This is a genomic window from Nitrospirillum guaranorum (assembly GCF_034653275.1).
In the GTDB taxonomy this organism is placed as follows: domain Bacteria; phylum Pseudomonadota; class Alphaproteobacteria; order Azospirillales; family Azospirillaceae; genus Nitrospirillum.
In genome coordinates this window covers 1435450-1459431 of record NZ_JAYEES010000004.1, presented here as the reverse complement: position 1 = coordinate 1459431, position 23982 = coordinate 1435450, and the positions used below count along the sequence as shown (strand labels likewise).

Here is a 23982-nt window from a genome sequence, read left to right as displayed (position 1 = left end):
CAGGCCATGACGGCGCAAAACGACATCATCGCCGAGCTGACGGCCGGTGCCCAGCGGCTGGTCGCGGATGGTTCCGGTCCCGCGGGCGTGCGGTCCCGGCGGGGCAGCGTTCCGGGTTACGACCCCGTCCATCTGGCCCTGCTGACCGAGCTGGGCTGGCTGGGCATCCTGGTGCCGGAGGACGATGGCGGCATCGGCCTGGGCCTGGCCGAGATGGCGGCCGTGGTGCGGGAACTGGAAAAGGGCCTGATGGGCGATCCCTTGCTGCCCTTCGCCGTCCTGGGCGCCCGGGCCCTGGTCCACGGCGATGGTCCGGCGCGGGCGGCACTGCTGCCCCAGGTGCCGACAGGTGCTTGCCTTCCCGCCCTGGCTCTGGACCTTAACTGTACCCGGCCGTCGGTGGCGGCTGCCGCATCCGCTGGCGGCTGGCGCCTTTCCGGCCATGCCACCTCCGTCGCCGGCGGCGTTTCCGCTACCCACGTCCTGGTGCCGGCCGCGGCGCCTGACGGCGTGCGCTTATTCGCTGTGCCCGCTGACAAGGCCGGCGTGACCGGCACCCATCTCTGGCGGGCGGATGACACCCCCCTGGGCCAGGTCACGCTGGCCGACGTGGTGGTGAGTCCCCAGGACGTTGCGGCCACGCCGGCGACGGCCGAGGCCGCCATCGCCCGGGCCTTGGATGAGACCCGCATCGTGGCCGCCGCTGGCCTGTTGGGGCTGTCGGAGAGAATGCTGGCGATGACCCTGGACTATATGGGCATCCGCAAGCAGTACGATCAGCTGATCGGCTCATTCCAGGCGCTGCAGCACAAGGCGGTTGATCTCTACATCGACAAGGAACGGGCGATCGCCGCCCTGCAGTTCGGACTGTCCACCAGCGGTGACCCCGCCACCCTTCCGCTGGCGGCGGTGCGGGCCAAGGGGCGCTGCAGCGACACCGCCTGCCGGGTGGCCCGGGATGCCATCCAGTTGCACGGCGCCATCGGCTTCACCGACGAGCATGACCTGGGCCTCTACGTCAAACGGGCCCTGACGCTGTCCGCCTGGCTGGGGAACGCCGGCGACCAGCGCCGGCGCTTTATCGACATGGGGTGGGCCCTGGCATGAGCGACACCATCGACCTGGCGGAATTGCGCACCAGCATCCGCGATGTCCTGGCACGTGAGACGGATAGCGCCCGGATCCACACCCACGTCAACCGGATCGCCGCCGAGGTCAAGGGGGGCATGACGGCAGGCTGTCTCCACGACAGGGGATTGGCGGCGACGGTCGCGTCCCTGGGCTGGCCCGGCCTGGCGGTCGCGCAGGCCGATGGCGGTCTGGGTCTGGGCCTGGAGGCGCTGGCCGTCCTGCACGAGGAACTGGGCCGGCGCACGGCGCCCATTCCCCTGCTGTCCACGCTGTTGGTGGCGGATGTCCTGGGCCGTGCACCGGAAGCCGTACGGGACCGCTGGCTTCCGGGACTGGTGTCCGGAGAGGTGTTCGCGGCCTATGCGCCCACTACTCGGCTGGCGGGTGAGCACCTGACCGGTGAGGTCGGCCATATCCTGAATGGCGAGTCGGCGGATGTTTTCTTGCTGGGTCTGAAGGGCGGCCGTCTGGCACTGGTCGCGCGCGACGCGCCGGGCGTGACGGTGACCCCCGTGGCTACCGTGGACCACACACGCGGCTTAGCGCATCTGGTGTTGCGCGATGTGGCGGTGCACCTGCTGCCCGTCCATCAAGCGGTGGCCGACCGCCACGCGGCCCTGGCGCTTGCGTGCGACAGCCTGGGCGGTGCCGCCGCTGTGCTGGAAAAGACCATCGACTATCTGAAGGTCCGCACGCAGTTCGATCAGCCCATCGGCCGCTTCCAGGCCCTGAAGCACCGTGTCGCCGACCACAAGCTGCGCCTGGAGGTGGCCCGCGCGCTGGTGGCCCAGGCGTTGTCGGCGGACGGAGACGAGGACCAGGCCTTGGGCTTGGCCCAACTGGCGCGGGCCAGCGCGAATGCCGCCTATGTCGCTGTCGCCGACGACGCCGTGCAGCTGCATGGCGGCATCGGCTTCACCTGGGAACTGGACATCCACCTGTACCTGAAGCGCGCCCGCCTGAACCGGGTGCTCTTCGGCGGGGACGATGTGGCGCTGGATTTGGCGGCCGCCGCGTTGGTCAGTGTGCCGCCGGCAGCGACGACGACCCTGGCGGTGACGCCGCGCCCGCTGGATCACGTTGCCGATCCGGAGGCGTTCCGGGCGGCGGTGCGGTCTTGGCTGGCATCCGTGGTGCCGGACGACTGGAAGCAACGCCTGACCGGGGCCAGCGAGGAGGGGTATGTCGCCTTCCAGCAGTGGTGGTTCGGGGAATTGAAAAAGGCCGGCTTGGCCACGCCGCACTGGCCGAAGTCCTGGGGTGGAGAGGAGCTGCCGCTTTCCCACGCGGTCATCCTGAATGAGGAGTTGGCGCGTGCCGACGCGCCCCGGCCGGACGTGTTCACCGTCTCCCTGTTCCATTTGCCCGCCACCTTGTTCGCTTACGGCACGCCGGCACAGCAGGAGCGCTATCTCACCGGCGTGCGTGATCGGGGTGAGGTCTGGTGCCAGGGCTTCTCCGAGCCCGGCGCCGGATCGGACCTCGCCAGCCTGCGCACGCGGGCGGAGAAACGGACCCTGGCGGACGGCCGTGTCGTCTACATTGTCAGCGGGCAGAAGGTTTGGTCCTCCTACGCCATGCATGCCCGCTATTGCCTGCTGCTGGCGCGCACGGACCCGCAGGCGCCGAAGAAACAGGCCGGCATTTCCTATTTCATCATGGACATGGCCAGCCCCGGCGTGATCCGCCGTCCCATCCGCCAGATCAATGGCGGGGCGGAGTTCTGCGAGCTGTTCTTGGATGAGGTGGAGATCCCCGCGGAGAACCTGATCGGCGCCGAGGGCGACGGCTGGCGCATCGCCCAGGCGACCCTGTCGGCGGAGCGTGGGCTGATCATCGTCGATCTGGCGGAGCGTCTGCGCTTCGCCATGGAGGGGGTGCTGCTGACGGCAGGCGCGGGGGAGGTCGGTTGGTGGTCGGACGCCGCCCATCGGCGCACCTTCATGGACCACTATGGCCGGCTGCTGGCGGTGCGGCGGATCATCCGCGAGATGATGGCCGAGGTGGCTGCCGATCCGCACATGGGGACGTCCCCCCTGCCGATGTACGTGAAGCTGCTCTACTCCGAACTCCTGCACGAACACGCCGCCTTCCTGGTGGACCGGGCGGGCGTGGCGGAACAGGTGGTGCGGCCCCGGCCGACGGGGGACGGCAACCAGGCGATCGGTCCTTATGACTCCTATCTCTGGAGCTACGCCTGGACCATCGCTGGCGGCACTAACGAAGTCCTGAAAAACATTGTGGCGGAACGGGTCCTGGGGCTGCCGCGCTGATGGCAGCCCCTAAGCGGGAGAAGGCGGGAGAAGAAGAATGAGAGACCAGCGCAAGTGGCTGAAGTCGGCCGAAACCCTGCTGTTCGACGTCGCCGAAGGTGTGGCGACGATCACGCTGAATCGGCCGGAGAAGCGTAACGCGCTGAGTGCCCAGATGCTGGAGGAGTTCCGCCAGGCGCTGCTTGAGGCGGACGATAGGGTTGACGTGAATGTCATCCTGCTGCGCGGCGCCGGCCGTGACTTCTGCGCCGGCTATGACTTGATGGGCAGCTACGGTGGGCCAGGGGGCGCGGGTGGGGAGGCGACACTTTCCTATGATCCCGCGCAGTACCGTACCCGCGCCGGTACCTTGGACGACGACATCTGGAACCTGGCGCGCCAGCAGGATCTCACCCTGATCCTGCTGGACTTGCACAAGCCGGTGGTGGCCGAGGTCCAGGGCAACTGCCTGGCCGGCGGCACGGACCTCGCGTTTTCCTGCGATCTCGTCATCGTCGCCGACGATGCCAAGATCGGCTTCCCGGCGGCTCGGGCCAATGGCACCCCACCCACCAATCTCTGGCTTTATCACTGCGGGCCGCAGTGGGCCAAACGCATGCTGTTCACCGGCGACACGCTGTCGGGGCTGGATGCGGCCCGTATCGGGCTGGCGCTGGAGTCATACCCGGCGGACCGGTTGGCGGAGGAGGCCCTGGCCCTGGCCCGGCGCATCGCGCATGTGGATGCGGCGATCCTGGCCACCCACAAGCGGGTGGTGAACCTGCAGTTGGAACTGGCCGGCGCCCGCACGGCGCAACGCTTCGCCGCAGAGCTGGATGCACGCGCCCACCTCTCCCAGGGGCCCCGCCGCCGCCGCTTCCGTCAAGATATGGCGGAGAGCGGCTTGAAAGAGGCGCTGAGGCAGCGTGACGCTCCCTTCGGTGACGGCCGGGTGCGCCTGCGGGCGCGAGGACAGGCTGAATAGCGCCAGCGGCATAAGGGACGCATGCCGCGATGGGCCCCGACTGGCGCCGCCGGAGGTTTCCGGGAAGCGTAGCGGACTGGAAACCGAGGATCAGCCACGCCGGTGGTTGCCGGCGCCCGGCGTTTGAGGGCACCCAAAAAAGGCATTGGATCATGGAATATTTGACGCCAGCGGCCCGGCAAGAATGGCGCGACCATTGGCGCGTGGTGGTTGGGGCCGGCATCGGCATGGCCTGCGGCTATTCCGCCTTCCCCTTCGTGGCCAGCCTGTTCGTCCAGCCGTTGGAGCAAGCCTTCGGGTGGACGCGGGGGCAGCAGGCCCTGTCCCATAACGCCAACCTGGTGGCGGCCCTGCTGGCCCCCGCCATCGGCACCCTGGTGGATGCCCATGGGGTGCGGCGCGTATTGTTGCCGGCGATTGGCGTCGTCGGCCTGTTCTACGCCGTCCTGGCCAACCTGACCCCGTCCATCACCCATTATTACATCGCCATGTCCTTGCTGGTGCTGACGGGCATGGCGACAACGGGCCTGTCATATACGCGGGCGGTCACCAGCTGGTTCCGGCAATCCCGTGGCTTGGCCCTGGCGGTGTCACGCCTGGGTCTGGCGGTTGCCGGCGCCGTCCTGCCCATGGCGGTCTACGGCGCCATCCATCGCTGGGGCTACACCGGCGGCTTCTACACCCTGGGCGCCGTCATCCTGCTGTTGGGCTGGCCCGTCAGCTGGGCCTTGGTCTCCGACCGGCGCACGGCGGTGGAGGAGCGGCGGGAGGCGGCCGGGGCCACCGGCTGGCGGATGTGGCCCAGCCTGCTGCGCAACCGGCGCATCCTGCTGATATGCCTGGCAGCCGGCCTGACCTACGGTCCGGCGGTGGGCCTGCTGACCCAGATGCAGCCCCTGCTGATATCGAAGGGCGTCGAACCGGCGACCGCCGCCAGCCTGCTGAGCCTGCTTGCCGTTTCAACCTTCCTGGGCACGTTGATCACCGGGGCCATCGTCGACCGGGTCTGGGCCCCCATCCTGGGCTTTCTGTTCACCATGGGGCCGGTGGCGGGTTGTGCCGTGCTGATGTCGCTGGCGGCGCCGGGTGCCGGCGTGGCTGCCATCGCGGTCGTGCTGATCGGTCTGGCCCAGGGGGCGGAGATCGACCTCATCGGCTACATGATCGCCCGCTACTTCGGCATGCAGGCGTTCTCCGCCATCTATGGCCTGACCGTGCTGGCCACCGGTGTCTGCTCCGCCGCCGGCGCCATGCTCATCGGCCAGCTATATGACCGGCTCGGCGGCTACAACCCAGCCTTGGGCGCCGCCGCCGCTTGCTTCCTGGTGGCGTCGTTCACCTACCTGCTGCTGGGCCGCTACCCCCGCTAGCCCCCCAGGGCGGTTATAGGGTGGCGGCCGTACCCAGCACGACGGTGGCCTGGCTGGACAGCACGCCACCATTGCCGTGGGCCAGCGCTAGGTGGGCGTCCGCCACTTGGCGTTCCCCCGTCTCGCCGCGCAATTGGCGCACCGCCTCGACCAGCAGGAACAGACCGTACATTCCGGGGTGGACGCAGGACAGGCCGCCGCCGTTGGTGTTGACGGCCAACTGCCCGCCCGGCGCGATCGCGCCATCGGCGACGAAGCGGCCGCCCTCACCCTTGGGGCAGAAGCCCAGATCCTCCAGAAAGAGGATGGGGGTGATGGTGAAGGCGTCGTAGACCATGACCAAGTCGATCTCGCGCGGCCGCACCTTCGCCTGGGCGTACGCTTGGGCGCCGGATCGCGCGGCGCCGGTGACGGTCAGGTCCGGCATGCCGGAGATTTCGCGGTGGGTCACGGCATGGGCGGCGCCCAGCACGGCGATCGGGGCCTTCCGGCAGTGTTGCGCCCGGTCGGCGCGGACCATGACGATGGCGGCGGCGCCGTCGTTGAACAGGCAGCAGTCGCGCACGCTCAACGGATCCGACACCATGCGGGCGCCCAGCACGTCGTCGATCGACAGCGGGTCTCGCGCGGCGGCCTCCGGGTTCAGCTGGGCCCAACGCCGGGCCGCCACGGCCACCTCCGCCAGATGCTGCCGCGTCGTGCCATACAGGTGCATGTGCCGGCTGGCGGCCAGGGCATAGGAGGAGATGGGCGCCAGCGGCTGGTAGGGTGCTTCCCAGGGGGAAGGGCGGGTCATGCCCACCGCCTTGGGCGGCACGCTGGCGGGGTTGGAACCATAAGCGATCAGGGCACAGTCGATCAGGCCGGCGTTCAGCGCCAGGGCCGCCTGCTGCACATAGACCTCGAAGGCGGAGCCGCCGGTGCGGTTGCAGTCCGTGACTTTGGTCTGGATGCCGAGGTACTCGACCAGTTCCATGCCGCCCAGGGCTTCATAGGGGGCGGAGGTGTAGACGGCGTCGACATCGGCCAGGGTCAGACCGGCGTCGGCCAGCGCCATCAGGGACGCTTGTGCGGCCATGTCCACCGCTGCCACGCCGGGGCATCGGCCGATGCCGAAGGTGGCGGCGCCGACGATGGCGGTCTTGCCGCGGGGGAACCCATGTTTGAAGATCATGCGGGCACAAAAACCAGCGTCGGCTGGTCCCCCAGGATGTCGATGCGGGCTTTGACGGGCATGCCGATGCACACGGCGTCGGCGGCGACGTCCATGACGCGGCTCATCAGGCGCGGCCCTTCGGCCAGATCGACCAGCACCACATTATAGGACTCCGCCGGATCCTTCTTGCGGACGACCGTGACGGCATGGACCCGGCCCTGACCGGATGCCTCCACCCAGTCCAGGTCCTGGGCGCCGGTGCGGGGCTCGGCCACGCGCGGGTGGAAGACATGGCAGCCGGTCGACCGGCTGCGCTGGATCATGAAGCGGCCCTGGGCCAGATAGGCCCGCCACTCCTCTTCCGGATGCACCATGGCGTCACGCCCCCTTGAACTGCGGTGGGCGCTTTTCGCGGAAGGCGGTCAGGCCTTCGTGATGGTCGTCTGTGCGGCTGGCGATAGGCTGCATGGTGAATTCCATGTCCAGGAACTGGTCGAAGGAGCTTGAGGCCGCCAGGTCGAACTGGCGCTTGGCCAGGCCCAGCGCCACCGTGGGTCCGGCGGCGAAGGAATTCGCCAGCTCCAGCGCGCGGTCCATCAACCGCTCGCCCTCCACCTTCTCCAGGGCCAGGCCCAGGCTCACGGCCTCGTCGGCCCGGATCATGCGGCCGGAATAGGCGATTTCCTTGGCCCGCATGGCACCCACCTGCTGGCGCAGCAGCCAGGCCGAACCGCCGTCGGGGGTCAGGCCGATATTGCGGAAGATCTGGGCGAACTTGGCTCGTTCCGACACCAGAATGATGTCGCAGCATAGGGCGTAGGCCCAACCCACGCCCACGCAGATGCCGGGGACGGCGGCGATGGTGGGCTTTTTCAGGTGGTAGATGGCCCGGGCGATGCGGTGCAGGGTGTGCATGCGCTCCAGCGAGCCGTTGATCCCTCCCTGACCCAGGTTGCCCACATCCATGCCGGAGCAAAACTCTCCGCCGGCACCGGTCAGCACGACGGCGCGGATGGCCGGATCCAGGGCGATGGCCTCGAACGCCTCCCAAAGCTGGTGGCGCATTTCCTGGGTGATGGCGTTCTTGGTTTCCGGCCGGTTCAAAGTGACGACCGCGACGCTATCGCGCTGTTCGACGGTAATGGTCATCGGGGTGCTTTCCTTCCTACGGGACCACGGGCCTGGGCCTTATAGGGCCATGAACCTAGGCATCGGTTCCGGTTTCCGCTGGTGGCCGGGTAGGGTCAAGACAGCCCGGTCTATGATCGGAACCACGATGGATTCGCCCGTGGGCTTGGTGCCGTTACCGCTCCCCCTCTACCTAAGGATCCTGGAATCCCGTGTCTGAAGAGGGTCACCCCCATGAAGGAAGCCGCTATTGTCGCCACCGCCCGCACGCCCATCGGCAAGGCGCATCGTGGGGCGCTGAACAACATCCACGGCGCCAGCATGGCGGCCCATGTCATCTCCGCCGCCGTGGCGCGGGCAGGTGTGGAGGCGGGAGAGGTGGAGGATGTGCTGCTGGGAACGGCGCGCGCCGAGGGTGCCGTTGGCTCCAACATCGCCCGGCAGGCGGCGCTGCGGGCGGGCATGCCGGTCCGCGTTGCTGGGGTCACCCTGGATCGAAAGTGCTCGTCCGGCCTGCAGACCGTCGCCATGGCGGGGCAACGCATCCGTTCCGGCGAGGGCGGCATCTACGTTGCCGGCGGGGTCGAGACGGTGTCCTTGGTTGATCCGCATCGCAACAAATTCCGGAATCAGGACGAGTGGTTGGCCGAGCATGTGCCCGAGGTTTACTGGCCCATGATCCGCACCGGCGACACGGTGGCCCGCCGATACGGCATCGGTCGTGAGGCCCAGGACATCTACTCCGTGGAAAGCCAGCGGCGCACCGCCCTGGGTCAGACCGAAGGCCGGTTCGAGACGGAGATCGTCCCCATCACCGCGGTGAAGAACCTGGTGGACAAGGCGGGGGCGGTGACGGGCCAGGAAGCGGTGACGCTGGCCCAGGACGAAGGCAACCGGCCGGGCACGACGCTGGCGGCGCTGTCCAATCTCAAGCCTGTCCATGACGGCGGCACCATCACCGCCGGCAACGCCAGCCAGCTGTCGGATGGGGCCAGCGTCTGCGTGGTGATGGAGGCGGACGAGGCCGCCCGGCGGGGCCTGCCCATCCTGGGGCTGTTCAAGGGCATCGACGTCATCGGCTGCGCCCCGGACGAGATGGGCATTGGTCCGGCCTTGGCCGTGCCCAAGCTGCTGGCCAAGCACGGTCTGACGGTCGACGATATCGACTTGTGGGAGATGAACGAGGCCTTCGCGGTCCAGGTCATCTATTGCCGGGACAAGCTGGGCATCGACAACGACCGGCTGAACGTCGATGGCGGCGCCATCTCCATCGGCCACCCCTTTGGGATGTCAGGCTCCCGCCTGGTCGGTCATGCGCTGATCGAAGGCCGCCGCCGCCGGGCGAAGCGGGTGGTGGTGACCATGTGCATCGGCGGCGGCATGGGCGCCGCCGCCTTGTTCGAAATTCCTTAAGCTCGGGCGGGCCGCCTCACGCCCCCCGCATCACCGGCACCAGGGCGCCGGTGATGGCGCGTGACGCGGGCGATGCCAGGAACAGGATGATGTCCGCCAGGGCCTGGGGACTGACCCAGGTGCCGTGGTCCGCGTCGGGCATGTCGGTGCGGTTGGCGGGGGTGTCGATGATGCTGGGCAGGACGGCGTTGACCGTGATGTCCTCCCGCGCCAGCTCCGCCGCCAGGCTTTCGGTCAGCCGGTGGACGGCGGACTTGGCGGCGGCATAGGCGCCCATGCCGTCGTCGGCGTGGACCGCACCCTTGGCGCCAATGTTGATGATGCGGGCGCCCGCGCGCCGCAGCAGGCTGGGCAGGGCCGCCTTGGTCATCGTCGCCGTCGTCACCGCGTTCATCTCGTAGAGCCGCGTCCAGGTGTCGAGGCTCCCCGTTCCCAGCCTTTCCCATTTGAAGCCGCCGGCGATGTTGACCAGGACGTCCACGCCACCCCAGGCCTCGGTCACGCGGGTGACCACATGGCGGGCGGCATCGGCGTCGGTCAGGTCCACGCCGCCCATATCCATGTAGCCGGCCGGTAGTCCCACCGAGGCCGCGTCGGGGGCGGTGGTGGCATAGTCGACCCGGGCCACAAGGTCGCCTTGGGCCGCGAAGGCGGCGGCCACCACGCGGCCCAGGGCGCCGAAGCCGCCGGTGACGATGACGGTGCGCTTGGTCATGGGGAACTCCTTACAGGGGGGCTGCGGCGTACTGCCGGCGCAGGCTGATCTTGTCGACCTTGCCGCTGGGCAGCAGCGGGAGCGCCGGCACGAAGACGATGTGGCGCGGCTTCTTGTAGCTGGCGATCAAGGTTTGACTGTGGGTGATGATGGCGTCGGCCGTGGGGGCGGTGCCGGCCTTGGGCACGATGACGGCCATGACCGTCTCCCCCCATTTGGGGTCGGGCACGCCGATGACGGCGACGGCGGCGACATCCGGATGCTCCGCCACCGCGCGCTCGACTTCCTGGCTGTAGATGTTCTCGCCGCCCGATATGATCATGTCCTTCTTGCGGTCGACCAGGAAGATGTTGCCGGCGGCGTCGGCGTAACCCAGGTCGCCGGTGCGCAGCCAGCCGTCGCGCAAGGCTTCGATGGTGGCGGCGCTGTTGTTCCAATAGCCCGTCATCACGGAGGCGGAGCGCAGCCATAGCTCACCGGTTTCCCCCGGGCGCAGTCGCGCTCGCCAGCGGCGCCATCGCTGGTGACGATGCGCATGTCCGCCTTGGCGTTGGGCTGGCCGATGGAGGACAGCAGGGCGGCGTCCGGCCCTTCCAGCGCATGCTTGTGCTTGGGCAGGGACGTGCCGTTGCCCTCGCTCATGCCCCAGCCGTTCACGAACACGGGACCGAAGCGGGCCAGCGCCCGGCGCAGCAAGGCGGGCGACATGGGGGCCGCCGCGTAGGCGATGGTCTCCACACTGCTGGTGTCCACGGCGCGGCCGGCGGCGTCGCGGGCCTCGGCCGCATCCAGCACCGCCTGCAGCATCTGCGGGACGAAATGCAGGTTGGTGACGCGTTCCGCCGCCACGGTGTCCAGCACCACCTCCGGATCGAAACCGCGCTGGATGAACACTGTCCCGCAGCGCCACATCTGCGCATAGCTGGAGGACTGCGCACCGGCATGGAACAGGGGCATGACCACCAGGCTGCGGCCGCCGGTGCGGAAATCGAACATCATGGCCATTTGCTCGCCCAGCGTCAGCTCGGCGAGGTGGGATCGCATGACCCCCTTGGGGCGTCCTGTCGTGCCACTGGTGTAGAGCAGCGTGGCGATTTCCTGCGGCAGGACAGACTGGTCGGCAAGTCGGCCCTGGTGACCGGCGACGAAGGCGTCATAAGGCGTGGCCCAGTCGCCGACATCGCCGTCCAGGCAGACATAATGTCGGATGGACAGGTGTGGCCGGATGTCGGCGATGACGGGGGCGTAGGCGGCCTCGAACAGCAGCACATGCGGCTGCGTGTCGTTCAGGATGTGCTGGAACTCCGGTGCCGCCAGCCGGAAGTTCACCGTGGCGACGATCAGCCCGGACAGCCAGCAGCCAGCCATGGCCACCCAATGGCGGTCGCTGTTCATGCCCAAGAGGGCCACGCGGTCCTGTCGCCGGCATCCAACGGCCATCAGGGCGGCACCCAGGGCTTCGGCCTGGTGAAGCAAACCGGAGTTCGTGATCCGCCGCCCCTGGAACACCGTCGCGGCGTCATTGGGAAAGAAGCGGGCGTTGCGGCGAACCAGATCGCCCAGGGACTGGATCATTTTTAAATCCGCTTTCGCTGACAGGTACGGAACCTCGCTTCGCTATTGGGCGAACGGCCTTCGGCGGGTCCATCGTTTCCCAGCGATGGCCTTAAGCCTTCACATGGGCGATATCCGGGCCCTGGACGCAGGCCACGGGTGCCCGCCGCCGGCAAACATGAGAGAGCCAAAGGGCGAAGGGCGAGCGTATTCGCCGCCCAACCAGAGACCCCCAGCACAGGAGGGGAGGCCCCATCATGACGGCCCAAATCGTACCGGGTGCGTCCGCGCCCGACGCGGCCACCCAGCGCGACATCTATCGGCGCATGGCGCTGATCAAGGCGAATGACGAGCGGTCGCGCAAGGTCGTCCGCGCCGGCAAGCTGGTGATGCCCTACTACTCGCCGCGTGGGCAGGAGGTCATCCCCAGCGCGGTGTCGGTCCTGCTGACCAACGACGACTACATCTGCACCATCTACCGCGGCACCCACGACATGCTGGCCAAGGGCGTGCCCTTGAAGGACCTGTGGGCCGAGCTGGCGGGCCGGGTCACGGGCACCTGCAAGGGCAAGGGCGGCCCCATGCACATCACCCATCCCAAGTCCGGCGTGATGGTCACCACCGGCATCGTCGGCAGTTCCATGCCCATCGCCAATGGCCTGGCCTGGGCGTCGCAGCTGAAAGGTGACGGTCGGGTCACCGTGGCCTACTTCGGTGACGGCGCCTCCAACACCGGCGCCTTCCATGAGTCTCTGAACCTGGCGGCGGTGTGGAAGCTGCCGGTGGTGTTCGTCTGCCAGAACAACGAGTGGGGCGAGCACACGGCCTATGAGAAGGCCACCTCTGCCCGGCAAATCGCCGACCGCGCGGTGGGCTACGCCATGCCCGGGTTGCGGGTGGACGGTAACGATCCCTTCGCCATGTACGCCGCGGCGAAGGAGGCCATCGACCGGGCCCGCGCCGGCGGCGGCCCCACGTTGATCGAGGCCATGACCTATCGCTTCCACGGCCACGTTCTGGGTGACGCCGACGCCTACATGGACAAGGCGCGCAAGGAGGCGGCCATCGCCGCCGACCCCGTTCCCCGTTTCCGGGCCCGGTTGATCGCTGAAGGCATCGCCACCGAGGCGGAGCTTGCCGAGATGGAGGCGGCCATCGAGGCGGCACTGGACGAGGCCGTCGAGCATGCCTTGGCCAGCGCGTTCCCCGACGTGGAGGAACTGACGCGCGACGTGTTCGCTCCTGAAAAAGTGGCCGAGGAGGCAGCCTGATGTCCGATACCAGCCAGATCACCATCCTGCAGGCCATTAACCGGGCCCTGGCCGACGCCATGGCGGAGGATGACAGCGTCCTGGTTCTCGGCGAGGACGTGGCCGACCCGGAGGAGGGCGGCATCGTCGGCGTGACCAAGGGCCTATCCACCCGCTTCGGCGCCAACCGCGTGCGCTCCACCCCCATTTCCGAACAGGCCATCATCGGCGCCGCCATTGGCGCCAGCCTGGTGGGCTTCAAGCCGGTGGCGGAGATCATGCTGATGAACTTCACCACCGTCGCCATGGACATGATCGTCAACCACGCGGCCAAGCTGCGCTTCATGTCCGGCGGGCAGACCAACGTGCCCATCGTCATCCGCACCATGACCGGAGCGGGGTTCGGTACCGGAGGCCAGCATTGCGACTACCTGGAGGCCTGGTTCGCCCACACGGCCGGCATCAAGGTGGTGACGCCGTCGAACGCGGCCGATGCCTATGGCCTGATGCGCAGCGCCATCGAGGATCCCGACCCGGTGCTGTTCATCGAGAACCTGCCGACATACTGGACGCCCAGCGCCGCCCCCCAATCCGGCGTCCGCGTGCCCATCGGGCGCGCCAACGTGCTGTCATCCGGGCAGGACGTGACGGTCATCGCCTACGCCCGCATGGTACAGGAGGCGCAGTCCGCCGTGGCCAGCCTGCAGGCCGGTGGCGTGTCGGCGGAATTGATCGACTTGCGCACCGTGGCGCCGTGGGACCGGCAGACCGTGCTGGACTCGGTGGCCCGCACCGGCCGCGCGCTGGTGGTGCATGAGGCGGTCACGCCGTTCGGCGTCGGCGCCGAGATCAGCGCCGTCATCCATGAGGAACTGTTCAGCCAATTGAAGGCGCCGGTGAAGCGGTTGGGTGGTGCGTTCTGCCCCGTGCCCTTCTCCAAACCGCTGGAGACCGCCTTCGCCCCCCGCGCCGCCGATATCGAGGCGGCCGTCCGGTCGCTACTCGCGGCCGCCTGACACCAACACTCAACTCCCGTTCAAATAAGAGGATCCCGATGGCTACGGACGTGTTGCTGCCCAAAATCGGCTTTTCCATGAATGAAGGCCTGCTGAGCGAATGGCTGGTGGCCGACGGCGGCCAGGCCGTGGAAGGGCAGCCGCTCTATGCGATGGAAAGTGAGAAGTCGACGCAGGAGGTGGAAAGCCCGGCCACCGGCACGCTGCGCATCAAGGCCCAGGTGGGGGAGACCTACGAGGTCGGCACCCTCCTGGCCGTCATCGAATAAGGCGCCACCGTCATGAACCCATTGCTGGAGGGGTTGGCTCCCTGGCCGGAGGCGGATTTCACCGCCTTCGGTCCCGTGGAAACGCGTAAGCTGTCGCGCATCCAGACCTTGGTCGGGGCGTTCCTGGGCCGTAACTGGGTCGCCATCCCCCACGTCACCCACCAGGACGAGGCGGACATCACCGAGCTGGAGCAGCGGCGGCGCGACCGCAACGCCGGCGGCGTGCCCAAGATCACTATCGTGCCCCTGCTGGTGAAGGCCATCGCGGCGGGCCTGAAGGCTTTTCCCCAGTTCAACGCCTCGCTGGACCCCGTCAACAAGACCCTGGTCCTGAAACAGTACGTGCATGTCGGTGTGGCCGTTGACACGCCCGGCGGGTTGCTGGTGCCGGTTGTCCGCGACTGCGACACGAAAAGCCTGGACGCGGTGGCGGCCGAGATCGCCGCCCTGTCGGAGAAGGCCCGGACCAAGGGGCTGCCCATGACGGACATGTCGGGCGGCTGCATGACCCTGACCTCGCTGGGGCACATCGGCGGCACCGGCTTCACCCCCATCGTCAACGCGCCGGAGGTGGCCATCCTGGGTGTGACCCGCGTCCGCGTGGTGGCCACCCCGGCTCCGAATGGCGGCGTGGACTGGCGCCAAGTCCTGCCCCTGTCGCTGAGCTACGACCACCGCGTCATCAACGGCGCCGACGCGGCGCGGTTCTGCCGCTTCATCGCTGATCGGCTGGCTGGTCCCGCCCTGTTCGACTGAAGAATAGGGTCAAACTGCAGCGCCGCGCTGGTGGTCCAGCGCGGCGCTCTTCCTGTGTGCGGATTCAGGGGCTTGGATCAGAGCAAGCCCCGCTCCTCCGACGTCTTCACATTGGGGTCCAGTCCCACGTCGCGCAGGGCTTCGATCACCACCGTGGTGGCTGAGGCGATCGCGGGGAAGCCGACATAGGGCAGGGCCTGGACCAGTACGGCTTCCAGTTCCGCCACCGTCAGGCCGTTGGCCACGGCGATCTTCACGTGGTTCTTCAGTTCCGCCGTCTGGCGCTGCGCGATCAGCACGCCGATGACCACCAGGCTCTTCTGCTTCCGTTCCAGCCCCTCGCGCCCCCAGGCGTCGGCGAAGGCGTGGTGCAGGGCCATCTGCGATATGACCGAGCCGAACTTGCCCGAGGTGGCCGCCGCCCGCAGCGCGTCGCTGAAGGTCGGCCCCATCATGTCGCCGATCACCGCCAGCCCGCGTTCGCTCTTCTCATCCAAGGCCATTTTCTTTCCTTTGCTGTATCAGATCGTTGATCAGGCGGCGGGAGCGCTTTTGGCGCCGCGCACCAGACGGCCGGGCAGCGCGCCCGTCGCCCGGCCGTTGCGGTAGGTCACGGCGCCCGAGACGATGGTGGCTTCATAGCCATCAGCCTTCTGGGTCAGCCGCCGCCCGCCCGCCGGCAGGTCGCGCTTCACGCGGGGCGCGTAGAGGTGCAGGCGCTCCAGGTCGATGACGTTGACGTCCGCCTTGTAGCCGGGCTTCAAGATACCGCGGTCATTCAGGCCGACGGAGGCGGCGGTCTCGCGCGCCAGCATGCTGACCGCCTGTTCCAGCGACAGGCGCTTCTGGTCCCGCACATATTGCGTCAGCAGGAAGGTGGGGTAGGCGGCATCGCAGATCATGCCGTAGTGGGCGCCGCCATCGCCCAGGCCCAGGACGGTGCCGGGCTGGCCGAACAGGTTGGCGGCGGCGTCGAAGCGGCCGTTCTCCGTGTTGCCCATGGGGCAGTAGATGATGGTGCGGCCGTTGTTGCGCAGCAACTCGTCGTACATCAGCTCCCGCTCGTCCACGCCGAGGACGGCGGCGCGGGCCTTGATGCTGTCCTCGGGCGCCGGGTTGTAGTTCGGCGGGTCGCCCAGGGGGAACAGCAGATGGGTCTGCTGCACCACCCAGAGGAAGAAGGGGTTGGGATCCTGCGGTTCTTCCGCCAGCAGCCGTGCCCTCATCTCCGGGTCTCGCATGGCCACGACCTTCTCCTCCAGCGGCAGGTTCTCGATGGCCTTGTAGCTGGGGTTCAGCGAGAAGGGGTGATAGCTGAGATCCAGGCCGAACAGCATGCCGATGGGCCGGGGATAGTACTGGCCGCTGATGGGCAGGCCGTCCTGCCGGGCCTGGACCAGGCCCGACATGTAGCCGCGCCAGCCACCCTTGATCGTCTCCCCGGTCAGCAGGCTGAAGTTCACCGGCCGGCCCGACACCTCCGCCAGTTCGCGGATGACGGTGAATTCCTCCTCCGCTTCCCGGCTGGTGTTGGGGATCAGCTGGAAGACGCCGGTGCCGGCATCGACGAGCCCGCCCGCCAGGGCCTTCAATTCTTCCACCTCCGTCTGGGTGGAGGGGGCGGGGCGACCGTCACGGAAGCGGTGCGCCAGCTGGCGGGAGGTGCTGACGCCGATGGCCCCGGCGGTGATCGCCTCCGCCGTCAGGCGCCGCATCTCCGCCAAGTCCGTCTCGGTCGGCGGCTCCAGGTTGGCGCCCCGTTCGCCCATCACATAGACCCGCAGGGGGCTGTGGGGGATCTGGGCGGCGAAGTCGATGTCCGCCTGGCGCTGGTCCAGGGCATCCAGATAGTCGGGGAAGCTTTCCCAGTTCCACGGAACCCCATCCACCATGACCACCTCGGGGATGTCTTCCACCCCCTCCATCAGCTTGATGGTCAGTTGCCGGTCGGCGGCCCGCGCCGGGGCGAAGCCGACGCCGCAGTTGCCCATGATGACGGTGGTGGTGCCATGGTCGGATGAGGGTGTCAGCCGGTTTTCCCAGGTGATCTGGCCGTCATAATGGGTGTGGACGTCGACGAAACCCGGGGTCACGATCAGGCCGGCGGCGTTGATTTCCTGACGCCCGGCTCCCTTGACGCTGCCGACGGCGGCGATGCGTGAACCGGAGATGGCGACGTCGCCGACGAAGGGGGCGGCACCGGTGCCGTCGACGACGGTGCCGCCGCGGATCACCAGATCATAGTCCTGGGTCATGTTCCTCTCCCGTTTCCTTGCCCACTGGCCCCCAGTTGACGCCCAGGGTTGCAGGGCAAATGGGTGGCGAACTCAGGGACTCTCCACCGCCGCCGGCTGCCGGTCGGCTCGAGGCGTGGGGCCGGTGCGATCCTAACCACTGGGCTTGCCGGTCCGGGCGATTGCCGGCTCTGCGGGGCGTCTCTACACGGATGCGATATCTGGGGATGCCGGTGCCGGCGGCATTGCCAGCGCGTCCCACTTCAGGCGTGTGGCGAGGAAATCGAATACGGCCTTCACGGCGGCTGGCACCTCGCCGTCGCGGCCCAGGCTCAAGGTCACGGGTACCCCGGCGGACGTCCAATCCGGCATCAGGGCCACCAGGGTCCCCTTGGCCACCGGCTCCGCCACCAGGATATCCAGGATCTGTGCGATGCCCGCCCCAGCGATGGCCGCCTCCGTCATGGCACCACCGTCGTTGAGGGTGAGGATCGGCTTCGGGCGCAGCCAGGTGGACGCACCCTCACGAATAAAGCGCCAGCGGTTGCCGCCGGGCGATTCTACGCTGGAATACAGGATGCAGTCGTGGGTGTTCAGATCGTCGGGCGTGCGTGGAACACCCCGCCGTGTGAGATAATCCGGCGCGGCCACCAGCAGCAGGCGTCCAATACCCAGCTTGACGGTCTTTCGCGTCGTATCGGGAACGGTGCCCACCCGCAGCATGATGTCGAAGCCATCAGGGCGGTGCAGCGTTCCCCGATCGCCCAGGCTGAGGTCGATGACGATGCCGGGATAGGCCTCGCGACAATCGGGCACCAGCGGCAAGACGAGCCGCCGCCCCAAGGAGGCGGGGGCGTCGATGCGGACCCGCCCCGTTGGCCGGCCATCGGCCTCGCGCACCGCCACTTCGGCTATGGCCACGGCGTCCAGGATGGCGCGGGCGTGAGACAGGAAAACCCGGCCCTGGTCGGTCAATTCCAGCCGCCGGGTGCTGCGGTTCAGAAGCTTGGCGTCCAGGCTCGCTTCCAGCCGCGCCAGATGCATGGTGACCATGGCGGGTGACAAGCGCAGCCGTGTCGCGGCGCGGCTCATGGAGCCGACATCCACGATCGTCGTGAACACCATCAATTCAATGATTTGCGTCATGATTATTTGATCATGCGAAATCTTTCCTTTGATTAATAGGGGATTATTCAGGCATCGCCGGGCTGATACCTCTTGAGTGCCGACAACAAAAAGCTAGGTGGAGGATCTGTCCATGGCCATCGAGGAAATCCCGCTCACCCGTGATCTCGGTCTTGAACTGCGGGGTGTGGATCTGACCCGTCCTCTGACCCCGGCCGAGGAGGCCACCATCCTTGACGCCTGGATCCGGGCGGGCGTGCTGCTGTTCCGGGGGGCGGGCGGCAGCGACGAGATTCACATGCGGCTGAGCCGCGTGTTCGGCCAGTTGGAACCGGCGGCGACCGCCGACATGAACAACCCGGACAATCCCTATCTCATGACCCTCGCCTACGATCCTGAGGACACCAAGGCGCGGTTTAACCGCCACTATGTCGTCGATGGCATTCCCCGTGCCGGCTGGCTGGGCTGGCACTGGGACCAGAGCTTCATGCCCACCATCGTGCGCGGTGCCGTGTTGCGCATGACCCAGCCGGCGGCGGAGATGGGCGAGACGGGCTTCATCGATGCCGTGGCCGCCTATGATCGCCTGTCGCCGGAATGGAAGCGCCGTATCGAGGGTCTGGAGGTCGTGTATGAGTTCAACCCCGACTTCACCTCCGGCCAATTCGGCTTTCCCAAGGACATCTCGGCCTTGCCACGCGCGGCCAGCGGCGGGACCACCGGCGTCAAGTACGACTTCCCGCCCTGCGTCCATCCCCTGGTCATCACCCAGCAGGAGACGGGCCGCAAGGTGCTGAAGCTGTCCCCCATGCACTCCCGCTACGTGCTGGGCATGGACAGGGCCGAAAGCGACGCCCTGTTGGAGGAACTGGCCAACCATCTGTGTGACGAGCGTTATGCCTATTTCCACCGATGGGGGCAGGACGACATGGTGGTCTGGGACAACTGGCGCGTCATCCACTCCGCCCGTGGCGTTCCCCTGCACTGCCGACGGAAGGCCATGCGGACCACCATCATGGGCGACTACAAGGTGGGCCGCTATCTGGACCCCGCCTTGGACCGGGATCGCCAGGTGAAGCGGTTGGTGGACTGACCGGCCACCACCATCGGCCGGCACCATCGGATGGGCGATCAATCGGCGCTTGTCCCGCGTCGGCACTGTCCCGCCCGGGTTCCTCTGTTAAGCCAGGACCGACATCCACGGAGCAACGGTGCGTCGCTTTCAACCTCGGCGGCGGACCAGCGGGAGAGGGCATTCATGGCCACGCAAGCGCAAGTGAAACCGGCGAATTCCAAGCCGCTCTATACCGGCCCCATCTTCGACGCCGACGCCCATTTCTGGGAAACGGAGGAGGCGTGGAGCGCCTATCTTCCGGAGAAGGTGAAGGCGGACTGGGGGATTACCTTCCGCAAGGGGCCGTCCGGTGACTTCGCCATGTATGTCGGTCCCCGAAAGGTGGAGATCAGCGCCGACCACTTGTTCGAGGACGGTCGGGTTCCGGCGCCGGGCAAGCTGCACGAATGGTTACGGGCGATGAAGGAGGGCAAGGCCGAGATCGACCTGCATGTGCCCAAGACGCCGGACATGATGGAACCGGAGGCCCGGCTGGCCCTCATGGACCGCTGGGACGTGCGGGGCAGCATCCTGTTCGTGGGCAACATGATCACGGCCATCAGCTACCTGGACGAGCCGGCTGCGGCCTATGAGGTGCTGAACGCCTATAACCGCTGGCTCCATGACCAGTGGAAGTTCAACTACAAGGACCGGCTGTTCGCCGCCCCCATCGTGACGCTGATGGATCTGGAGAAGGCCTGCGACCAGGTGCGCTGGTGCATCCAGCAGGGCGCCCGGCTGATCCTGATGCCCATGGGTCCTTACAATGGCAAGGCGCCGGCCCACCCCGACCATGACCCCTTCTGGGCCATCGTGAACGAGGCCGGCCTGCGGGTGGTCTTCCACGTCTCCGAAGCCATCTACATGAAGGACCACATGGCCGTCTGGGGTGAGCCGGTGCAGCAGTCACGCATGAAGCAGACGGCCTTCGTGTGGATGCACGGCTATTCCGAGCGGCCCGTGATCGAGACGCTGTCCAGCTTCATCTTCTGGAATTTTTTCGAGCGCTTCCCCAACGTGAGGCTGCTGTCGGCCGAGAACGGGGCGGAGTGGGTTCCGGCCATGCTGGTGAAGATGGACAAGTGCCGGGGTATCGCCAAGAACGGTTATTGGCCAGGCGGCCAGTTGAAGGACCGGCCCAGCCGGATTTTCGCGCGCCACGTTTCGGTGGTGGCCTATCCCGAGGACGACATCAAATCCATCATCGACCAGGTGGGTAACGCCGACTGGATCCTGATGGGGTCCGACTATCCCCATGCGGAGGGCGTGGAAGAGCCGCGCATTTTCGCGGAGGAGGCCTGCAAGGATGTGTCCGCCGCCGACACCGCCAAGATCATGTACGAGAATGGCATGCGCTTCATGGGGCTGACCCCCTGATCGCTGTATTGCCGCCCGTTTCCCAATCTCTCTGCGGGCTGGGAGGCCCGTAACCTGGGCCGCTCCTTCACGAAGGGGCGGCCCGCTTCTTTTCAGGGGGCCTTCAGATCGTCATCCGTCGCCAATCCGGATGCCTGGCGCCCGATGCGCACGGTATGCGCCAACAGGGCGGGGAAGGAATTGCGCAGGCGTTCGATGGGGGCGGCCACCATCAAGGCACCCAGGACGGCGTCATTGGCGTCATGGACCGGCACGGCGATGGCGGCCGTATCGGGCAGCATCTCCCCAAAGCTGGCGCAGTAACCCAGTCGGCGGATTTCATCCAGGCTTTCCTCGACCTGCTCGGGCGAGGTGCGGGTCGCCGGTGTCAGCTGCCGGAGGTGCGCCCGCGCGAAATAGGCCAGGCGCTGGTCGAACGGGGCGTGGGCCAGCAGGACACGACCGGTGGCACTGGCGTAAAGAGGGGCGCGTAAACCCACCCGCATCGCGTAATGCACCGGCTGCGGGCTGTTCACGGCGTCGGTGTAGATGGCCTGGCCGATGTCCCAATCGGCGATGGCGAAACCCACGGACTCCCCCGTCACCGACGCCAGCTCGCGCACATAGTGACGGACCAGGTCCGGCAGCGACCAGGACGACAGGATGGTGCCTGCCAAGCGGTATGCGCCGGGGCCCAGCCGGTACAGCCCCCCCTCCATGATGAGGAAGCCATCGGCCACCAATGCCCGCAGCGAACTGACGAAGGTGCTCTTGGGCACGTCCAGGGCCTGGCTCAGTTCCGACAACGTCAGCCCCTGACGCCGCCGGGCGAGAAGGTCGAACAGGTCAAGCACGCGCGACATGGCGCGCGGCCCCCCGGTGCCCCTGCCGGCTTCCAGGGTGGGGCCACTTTCGACCAGGCGGGCCTTGGGACGTTTGGCGATGAGCTGGTCGGTCACAGCGGCCCCGCCTTTGTGCCCAGGGTTGCGATCCCTCGGCGCGGGGACCGGATCTGCCGTGCCACGGTTTCCATGGCTAATTCCTTATGAGTAGGCGAACTGATGACGAACCAGCCGCAATTTTGCGCTGCCGCTTCCAGGGGTGCAACAACCGCGGCCAGGCCAATAAGTTGCATCACGGATGTAGCTGTTCGAAAATCCGAACACAATACGAAAAACCGCTTGCGCACCGGATGGGTGATGGCCTAGCTTCCTCGTGAGGCCCATCAAAAAGGGGTCATTGCGGAGGACAGAGGACGCCATGAGCAGCAAGGACATGCGGACCGTCAAATCGGCGCACCGGGCACTGGAAATCCTGGAATACTTCGACAGCAAACACCGCACGGCGACGGTCATGGACCTGTCGCGGTCCCTGGATTATCCGCAATCAAGCACCTCGGAACTCCTCCGTTGCCTGACGCAACTGGGCTACCTGCACTACAACCGCTATCGCCGGACCTACACGCCCACCGCCCGCGTGGCGTTCCTGGGATCCTGGGTCGACCCCAAGCTGTTCCGGGGTGGCACCATCCTGAACATCGTGGACCACGTGGCGGAAGCGGTGGGGGAAACGGTGGTGCTGTCCACTGCCAGCAATTACGTCGTGCAACACCTGCACGTCGTGGAAGGGCCGGGAGAGAACGCTGTGCGAGAGCACGCGGGCAACGTCACTTCCTTGCTGCACAGCCCCCAGGGCAAACTGCTGCTGGCGACGTACCAGGAAGGCCAAGTCCGTTCCGCCCTGCACCGCTTGAACGCGGAGGAACTGGATCCCGAGCGCCGGGTGCGCATCGCCGAACGCGCCCAGGAACTGGCGCGCCTGCGGACCATAGGCTGGCTGGCGGAGCCGGATGCCCACGCGCCGGGCATCGGCGTCTTGGCCGCGATGCTGGTGCCGCGCCGTGGCACGGACCGTCTTGTTTTGAGTGTCCTGGCGCCCAACGAGGTCATCGAGGCCTGCAAGATCGACATCATCCGCCTGATCCGCGACGAACGGCGGGCCGCTTTTCCGCCACGCGCCAAGCAGCCGCCGGCCGCTGCCAACGTAACCGCTGCGCCCTGGCCGGAAGCGCTGCCCCGTCAATTGGCCCATGCCTGAGCCGGCGGCGGGCCGATGGGCCATCGCGCCTTAGCTCATGAAGGCGGTGATCATCGCGTCGGCCGGGCAGGAACCGGAGGTGAAGCGCCTGCCCGATCCCGGCCCGCCGGGATCGGGCCAGGTGCTGGTGGCGATGGTCTTGGCCCCGATAAACCCCGCCGACCGGCAGGTGATTTCTGGTTCCTACGCTTTTCCGGCCTCTTATCCGCTTGTCCTTGGCGCCGAAGGCGTCGGGCGGGTCATCGCCATAGGGCCCGGGGTGCAGGGCGTCGCGGAAGGGGACCATGTGCTGCCGCTGAGCCGTGGCAACTGGTGCAGCCATCGCCTGATATCCGCGTGGGATCTTGTCATCGTGCCGCCCACGGTACCGATGGAACAGGCCGCCGTGCTGCGGATCAATCCGGCGACCGCCTGGCGCTTGCTGGGCCAGGCTCGGCTGAACGCTGGCGACTGTGTTGTACAGAACGGCGCTGGTTCATCGGTGGCCCGCTGGATCCGCCTGCTGGCCGCCGAGCGGGGCGTCGACGTGCTCAATGTGAGCCGGGCGATACCGGCCGGGCGATCCCATAATGAGCTATGGTTGGCTGACGGGCCGGATCTCGCTCGCCAAGCCGCCCAGCTTCTGGGCGGGCGCAGCGTTCCACTGGCGCTGGATTGCGTTGCCGGCCCCGCCACCGGTCGCCTCGCCAACTGCCTGTCACCCGGCGGCCAGGTGGTGGTGTTCGGCCACCTTTCCGGCGAGGACTGCATGGTTCCCTCCGGCGTGTTGACGGGACGTGGAATCGTTATGCGCGGCTTCAGCCTGAGACCTGGGGAGGGTTCGGAAGGCCACGCCTCCAAGGCGGCCCTCTATGGGCGCCTGGCCAAGTTGGCCAGCCAGCCGGAGGCGCATACGCCCATCACGGCGACATATCCGCTGGACGCGCTGCCCGCCGCATTGGCGGCGGCGGAGTCCGGCGCCGGGCGTGTTCTCCTGGCACTGAACCCCTGAAATACGGCGGGTCGATATCGGCCATGTGTTGCTTGGAGGCACCGCGGGTGCCCGTAATTGACCCCGCCTG

General features: G+C 67.5%; 23 protein-coding genes. 13 read left to right on the top strand and 10 right to left on the bottom strand.

Annotated elements, in window-relative coordinates:
• Positions 1-6: 6 nt before the first annotated feature.
• From UAJ10_RS28150 to UAJ10_RS28135, 4 genes are all read left to right on the top strand, one after another.
• Positions 7-1107 carry an acyl-CoA dehydrogenase family protein gene (locus UAJ10_RS28150; RefSeq protein ID WP_322918696.1) on the top strand — a complete coding sequence of 367 codons (1101 nt, stop codon included), beginning with the start codon at positions 7-9 and terminating at the stop codon, positions 1105-1107.
• On the top strand, positions 1104-3404 hold the full coding sequence (locus tag UAJ10_RS28145; protein WP_322918695.1) for an acyl-CoA dehydrogenase: 2301 nt from the start codon (positions 1104-1106) through the stop codon (positions 3402-3404). Before UAJ10_RS28150 ends, UAJ10_RS28145 begins: the two co-directional genes overlap by 4 nt.
• A 37-nt stretch (positions 3405-3441) precedes the next feature.
• A complete protein-coding gene (locus UAJ10_RS28140; protein ID WP_322918694.1) occupies positions 3442-4368 on the top strand; it encodes a crotonase/enoyl-CoA hydratase family protein in 927 nt (308 codons plus the stop codon).
• 152 nt (positions 4369-4520) lie between these two features.
• Positions 4521-5738 carry an MFS transporter gene (locus UAJ10_RS28135; protein ID WP_322918693.1) on the top strand — a complete coding sequence of 406 codons (1218 nt, stop codon included), beginning with the start codon at positions 4521-4523 and terminating at the stop codon, positions 5736-5738.
• A 13-nt stretch (positions 5739-5751) separates the two neighbouring features.
• On the opposite strand, the gene UAJ10_RS28130 is transcribed toward UAJ10_RS28135, so the two are convergent.
• Genes UAJ10_RS28130 through UAJ10_RS28120 form a run of 3 tightly spaced genes read right to left on the bottom strand, consistent with a single transcriptional unit; the run spans position 5752 to position 8043 of the window.
• On the bottom strand, positions 5752-6912 hold the full coding sequence (locus tag UAJ10_RS28130) for a thiolase (RefSeq protein ID WP_322918692.1): 1161 nt from the start codon (positions 6910-6912) through the stop codon (positions 5752-5754).
• Positions 6909-7268: a Zn-ribbon domain-containing OB-fold protein gene (locus UAJ10_RS28125; protein WP_322918691.1), complete on the bottom strand. Its 360-nt coding sequence runs from the start codon at positions 7266-7268 to the stop codon at positions 6909-6911. The genes UAJ10_RS28130 and UAJ10_RS28125 overlap by 4 nt, the downstream gene beginning before the upstream one ends.
• Before the next feature lie 4 nt (positions 7269-7272).
• Entirely contained in the window at positions 7273-8043 is a 771-nt protein-coding gene (locus tag UAJ10_RS28120; protein WP_322918690.1) for an enoyl-CoA hydratase/isomerase family protein, read from the bottom strand.
• Positions 8044-8256: 213 nt separating this feature from the next.
• On the opposite strand from UAJ10_RS28120, the gene UAJ10_RS28115 reads away from it, so the two are divergent.
• On the top strand, positions 8257-9435 hold the full coding sequence (locus tag UAJ10_RS28115; protein ID WP_322918689.1) for an acetyl-CoA C-acyltransferase: 1179 nt from the start codon (positions 8257-8259) through the stop codon (positions 9433-9435).
• A gap of 16 nt (positions 9436-9451) precedes the next feature.
• Here the strand turns inward: UAJ10_RS28115 and UAJ10_RS28110 are convergent, their stop codons facing one another.
• The 3 genes from UAJ10_RS28110 to UAJ10_RS28100 are packed head-to-tail and all read right to left on the bottom strand — an operon-like array spanning position 9452 to position 11725.
• Complete coding sequence (locus UAJ10_RS28110) at positions 9452-10150, bottom strand: SDR family NAD(P)-dependent oxidoreductase (protein WP_322918688.1); 699 nt, start codon at positions 10148-10150, stop codon at positions 9452-9454.
• Between the two features lie 10 nt (positions 10151-10160).
• Positions 10161-10598 (bottom strand): class I adenylate-forming enzyme family protein, encoded by a 438-nt coding sequence (locus UAJ10_RS28105; RefSeq protein WP_322919065.1) that lies wholly within the window; start codon positions 10596-10598, stop codon positions 10161-10163.
• Positions 10598-11725 carry an AMP-binding protein gene (locus tag UAJ10_RS28100; RefSeq protein WP_322918687.1) on the bottom strand — a complete coding sequence of 376 codons (1128 nt, stop codon included), beginning with the start codon at positions 11723-11725 and terminating at the stop codon, positions 10598-10600. Before UAJ10_RS28100 ends, UAJ10_RS28105 begins: the two co-directional genes overlap by 1 nt.
• A gap of 236 nt (positions 11726-11961) precedes the next feature.
• Here UAJ10_RS28100 and UAJ10_RS28095 point away from each other — a divergent pair, with 236 nt between their 5' ends.
• Genes UAJ10_RS28095 through UAJ10_RS28080 form a run of 4 tightly spaced genes read left to right on the top strand, consistent with a single transcriptional unit; the run spans position 11962 to position 14995 of the window.
• Positions 11962-12975, top strand: a complete 1014-nt coding sequence (locus UAJ10_RS28095) for a thiamine pyrophosphate-dependent dehydrogenase E1 component subunit alpha (protein WP_322918686.1) — start codon at positions 11962-11964, stop codon at positions 12973-12975.
• Positions 12975-13970, top strand: a complete 996-nt coding sequence (locus UAJ10_RS28090; protein WP_322918685.1) for an alpha-ketoacid dehydrogenase subunit beta — start codon at positions 12975-12977, stop codon at positions 13968-13970. Before UAJ10_RS28095 ends, UAJ10_RS28090 begins: the two co-directional genes overlap by 1 nt.
• A gap of 38 nt (positions 13971-14008) precedes the next feature.
• Positions 14009-14239 (top strand): lipoyl domain-containing protein, encoded by a 231-nt coding sequence (locus tag UAJ10_RS28085; protein WP_322918684.1) that lies wholly within the window; start codon positions 14009-14011, stop codon positions 14237-14239.
• A gap of 12 nt (positions 14240-14251) precedes the next feature.
• Entirely contained in the window at positions 14252-14995 is a 744-nt protein-coding gene (locus UAJ10_RS28080; protein WP_322918683.1) for a 2-oxo acid dehydrogenase subunit E2, read from the top strand.
• 77 nt (positions 14996-15072) lie between these two features.
• Here UAJ10_RS28080 and UAJ10_RS28075 read toward each other — a convergent pair whose 3' ends face one another.
• From UAJ10_RS28075 to UAJ10_RS28065, 3 genes are all read right to left on the bottom strand, one after another.
• Positions 15073-15498, bottom strand: a complete 426-nt coding sequence (locus UAJ10_RS28075) for a carboxymuconolactone decarboxylase family protein (RefSeq protein ID WP_322918682.1) — start codon at positions 15496-15498, stop codon at positions 15073-15075.
• A gap of 30 nt (positions 15499-15528) precedes the next feature.
• On the bottom strand, positions 15529-17250 hold the full coding sequence (locus UAJ10_RS28070) for an N-acyl-D-amino-acid deacylase family protein (protein ID WP_322918681.1): 1722 nt from the start codon (positions 17248-17250) through the stop codon (positions 15529-15531).
• 183 nt (positions 17251-17433) lie between these two features.
• Positions 17434-18375, bottom strand: a complete 942-nt coding sequence (locus UAJ10_RS28065) for a LysR family transcriptional regulator (protein ID WP_322918680.1) — start codon at positions 18373-18375, stop codon at positions 17434-17436.
• Between the two features lie 112 nt (positions 18376-18487).
• Here UAJ10_RS28065 and UAJ10_RS28060 point away from each other — a divergent pair, with 112 nt between their 5' ends.
• Both UAJ10_RS28060 and UAJ10_RS28055 read left to right on the top strand, forming a co-directional pair.
• Positions 18488-19447, top strand: a complete 960-nt coding sequence (locus tag UAJ10_RS28060; protein WP_322918679.1) for a TauD/TfdA dioxygenase family protein — start codon at positions 18488-18490, stop codon at positions 19445-19447.
• A 165-nt stretch (positions 19448-19612) separates the two neighbouring features.
• Positions 19613-20845, top strand: coding sequence for an amidohydrolase family protein (locus UAJ10_RS28055; protein WP_322918678.1), 1233 nt, complete (start codon positions 19613-19615; stop codon positions 20843-20845).
• Between the two features lie 92 nt (positions 20846-20937).
• Here UAJ10_RS28055 and UAJ10_RS28050 read toward each other — a convergent pair whose 3' ends face one another.
• Entirely contained in the window at positions 20938-21783 is an 846-nt protein-coding gene (locus UAJ10_RS28050) for an IclR family transcriptional regulator (protein WP_322918677.1), read from the bottom strand.
• Between the two features lie 301 nt (positions 21784-22084).
• On the opposite strand from UAJ10_RS28050, the gene UAJ10_RS28045 reads away from it, so the two are divergent.
• Positions 22085-22921 (top strand): IclR family transcriptional regulator, encoded by an 837-nt coding sequence (locus tag UAJ10_RS28045; RefSeq protein ID WP_322918676.1) that lies wholly within the window; start codon positions 22085-22087, stop codon positions 22919-22921.
• A 37-nt stretch (positions 22922-22958) separates the two neighbouring features.
• Positions 22959-23912, top strand: a complete 954-nt coding sequence (locus tag UAJ10_RS28040; RefSeq protein ID WP_322918674.1) for an MDR family NADPH-dependent oxidoreductase — start codon at positions 22959-22961, stop codon at positions 23910-23912.
• Positions 23913-23982: the final 70 nt, after the last annotated feature.